The following is a 3252-nucleotide window of genomic DNA, read 5'->3' on the forward strand; positions in this document are numbered from 1 at the left end:
GGGCAGGGGTCGGGGCAGCTGGCGGCCGAGGGCCTCCAGCCGCTCGCGGCTGCGGGCATCGAAGCTCATCGAGGCGGGCTCAGCTGCAGTTCAGTGTGTCGCGGGTGAGGCGACCGCTGACGGGATTGGTGCCGCTGGCGGCGGCACAGAGGCTGGTGAGGGCATCACCGCGCAGGGGCACGTTGGTGAAGTCGGCGCCGTCGATGAGCACCCCACGGAACTTGGTGTTGAAGGCGAAGGCGTCGTCGAGGCGGGCGTTGCGCAGGTCGGTGCCCTCGAACACGGCCGAATCGAGGGTGGCGTCCCGCAGGTCGCTGCCGCTGAGGTCGGCGTCCTGGAGCTTGGCGCCGAACAGGCTGGCGCCGCGCAGGTCGGCCCCGGAGAGATCGGCGTCGCGCAGGTTGGTGAGGTTGAAGGTGACGCCGCGCAGGTCGGCGCCGTGGAAATCGGCCCCGATCAGCACCTGTTTGGCGTAGTCCATCGCCGCCGCCACCGGCATGGGGCGGGCCAGCAGCAGCAGCCCATCCAGCAGCAGGGCCAGGAGCACGGCCAGCACCAGGGCCGGGAAGCGGGACAGGGAGAGCGGGCGCGTCATCGGCGATGAAGCGGAGAACGCCAGCCTAGGCAAGGGCTCCACGGCGCTTCGCGGCCCGGGGAGGGATGCCGAGGGGGAGAGGCCGACTAGCGTGATGCAGGACCGCATCGCGGCCCGTTCGATCTCCGCATCCATTGATGACCAGGGACTTCCTGCCCAGGGGCTTCCGGCGATCAGGGGCCGGCCGCTGGCCCCACACCACGGAACAACCATGGTGAGTCGCGTCGCCGAGGCAGGGGAGCCAGGGGCCGGAGCGATCGAGGGCCTGCTGCAGAGGATTGAGCGGCCGGCGGCCCTGGCCGATGGCCAGGGGGTGATCCTGGCGGCGAACGGGGCCTTCTGCCGGCGTTCGGGGCTGGAGCTGGCGGCGCTGCGCCAGCGGTCCCTGCAGGAGCTCTGTGCCGCCGACGTGGCGCCGCTGCTGGCGGGGAGCGTGGCGACCCTGCGCAGTGATCTGGTGGGGGTGCCGCAGGCCGATGCGGCGATTCCCCTGTCGCTCACCCGCCTGCCCGCCACCGCCGGGCCGGGGGCGGTCTGGTGCCTGCTGGAGCTGCTCGACCAGCGGGTGAACCTGGCGGATCTCGATGGCCTGGTGACCGACCGCTACGCGGACGGTGCCGTGCTGATGCATCTGCAGGTGCTGCAGCTCGACCTGGTGCGCGGGCGGCTCGGCATCGCCGACTGCGAGGCCCTGATCGAGGAGATCGCCCACCGCCTGGAGGCGGCCCTGCCGGCCGGTGGATTCTTCTCCCGCCAGGGGGGGGATCGCCTGCTGGCCCTGGTGCCGGGGGCGATGGGCATCGACGCGGTGCGCGACATGGCCGGCGGGCTGCTGACCAGCCTGGAGAGTCCCACCACGGTGTTGGAGCACGTCATCGAACCGTCGCTGAACGTGGGCATCAGCCGGGCCCCCGACGACGGCAGTGAGTTCTCGGTGCTCCTGGATGCCGCCACCCGGGCGCTGGAGGAAACCCATCGCCAGCCCTTCCCCAGCTGCTGCATCGCGGCGCCGGTGGAGCGATCGGTCCAGCTGCAGGAACTGCTGGCCCGACCGCTGGCCCTGGCGATCGAGCAGGAGCAGCTGGAGTTGGCCTTCCAGCCGATCATCGAGCTGGAATCCGGCCGGGTGATCGCCGCCGAGGTGCTCTGCCGCTGGGATGATCCGGTGCTGGGCCGCCAGTCCCCCGCCGACTTCATCGACGTGGCCGAGGCCACGGCGCAGATCTCCTCCCTGGGGCGCTGGGTGATGGAGCGGGCCTTCGAGGCCCTGCACCGCTGGGACCTCGCCGGGCTGCAGCTCGGGCGGATCTGCGTGAACGTCTCGCCGCTCCAGGTGCAGGACCCGACCTGGAGCAGCGACCTGCTGATGGCCCTGGAACGGCACCAGCTGACCCCCGATCGCATCGTCCTGGAGCTCACCGAGGGCAGCATCCTGGAGATGTCGACCCATGTGGCCGACCAGCTGCGGGATCTGAGGCGGCAGGGCTTCGCGCTGGCGATGGATGATTTCGGCACCGGCTATTCCGGCCTGCAGCGGCTCACCGAGCTGCCCTTCAGCGAAGTGAAGATCGACCGGAGCCTGATCTCCGCGATCGACTATGACCAGCTGCAGCAGGCCATGCTCAGCGCCGTGATCCGGCTCAGTGACGCCACCGGGATCATGGTGGTGGTGGAGGGGGTGGAACGCTCCCGGCAGCGGCAGATGCTGCTCACCCTCGGCTGTCGCCACGGCCAGGGGTATCAGCTCTCGGCCCCGCTCTCCGAGCAGGAGCTGGAGGCCCTGCTCCAGAGCCAGATCACACCGGAAGCCTGAGGGGATCTCCCGGATGGCCTGGAGCGTTCTGCTGCAGCTGTCCCCGGATGGGGGAGGAGGTCCGGCCGTCGCCGGCCTGTCGCGGGCGATCCAGCTGTCGGTGGCCCCGGTGTTCCTGTTCACGGGCGTGACGGGGCTGCTGAGCCTGTTCACCTCCCGGCTGGCCCGGATCATTGATCGCACGCGGGTCATCCAGGAGGCCCTGGCGCTGTGTCAGGCGAAACCGGAGGCCGACCCCGAGGAAGGGAACCGCCTGGAGCAGGTGCTGGGGGTGCAGCGGCGTCGCACCTTCCTGATCAACAGGGCGATCCTGGCGGTCACCGTCACCGCCCTGCTGGTGGCCGCCGTGGTGGCGGTGCTGTTCATCAGCGCCGTGGCGGCCCTCGATGTCACCGCCATCGTGGTGCCCCTGTTCGTCGGGGCCATGGGGGCCATGATCGTGGGTCTGCTGCTGTTCCTGCTGGAGGTGCAGCTGGCCATCAGCCAGAACCCCCGCCGGTACTACTGAGCACGGGCCCCAGGCCTGCCATGCCTGGGGCTGCCGGCGGCGGGGAACCCTGGAGCAGACGATCAGCGCCCGTGCCTGCCAGCCCCGCCCAGCGTCAGGGAGCCTGGGCCGAGCAGCGGGTGCTGCGGCTGCTGCGGCTGCGTGGCTGGGGTTTGCTGGAGCGCAACTGGCGCTGCCGCTGGGGCGAACTGGACCTCATCGTCCACAAGCCGGGACGGCTGCTGCTGGTGGAGGTGAAGGGGCGCCGCAGCGGTGGCCTGGACGGCGGCGGCACGGCGGCCCTGCGCTGGCAGAAGCGCCAGCGCCTGGCGCGGGCCTGGGACTGCTGGCTGGCGG

At 71.2% G+C, this 3252-nt stretch carries 4 protein-coding genes; 3 read left to right on the forward strand and 1 reads right to left on the reverse strand.

Going from position 1 to position 3252, the window contains the following annotated elements; translation table 11 throughout:
* Positions 1 to 79: 79 nt before the first annotated feature.
* Positions 80 to 595, reverse strand: a complete 516-nt coding sequence (locus tag VB737_RS06040) for a pentapeptide repeat-containing protein (RefSeq protein ID WP_500311980.1) — start codon at positions 593 to 595, stop codon at positions 80 to 82.
* A gap of 214 nt (positions 596 to 809) precedes the next feature.
* Between VB737_RS06040 and VB737_RS06045 the strand changes: the two genes are divergently transcribed.
* From VB737_RS06045 to VB737_RS06055, 3 genes are all read left to right on the forward strand, one after another.
* Entirely contained in the window at positions 810 to 2408 is a 1599-nt protein-coding gene (locus tag VB737_RS06045) for a putative bifunctional diguanylate cyclase/phosphodiesterase (protein ID WP_500311981.1), read from the forward strand.
* Between the two features lie 13 nt (positions 2409 to 2421).
* Complete coding sequence (locus VB737_RS06050; protein ID WP_500311983.1) at positions 2422 to 2916, forward strand: DUF2721 domain-containing protein; 495 nt, start codon at positions 2422 to 2424, stop codon at positions 2914 to 2916.
* Between the two features lie 71 nt (positions 2917 to 2987).
* On the forward strand, positions 2988 to 3252 hold a 265-nt coding region (locus tag VB737_RS06055; protein ID WP_500311984.1), incomplete at its 3' end, for a YraN family protein.

The sequence above is a fragment of the Synechococcus sp. BA-120 BA3 genome (genome assembly GCF_034931285.1).
Classification (GTDB): domain Bacteria; phylum Cyanobacteriota; class Cyanobacteriia; order PCC-6307; family Cyanobiaceae; genus Cyanobium.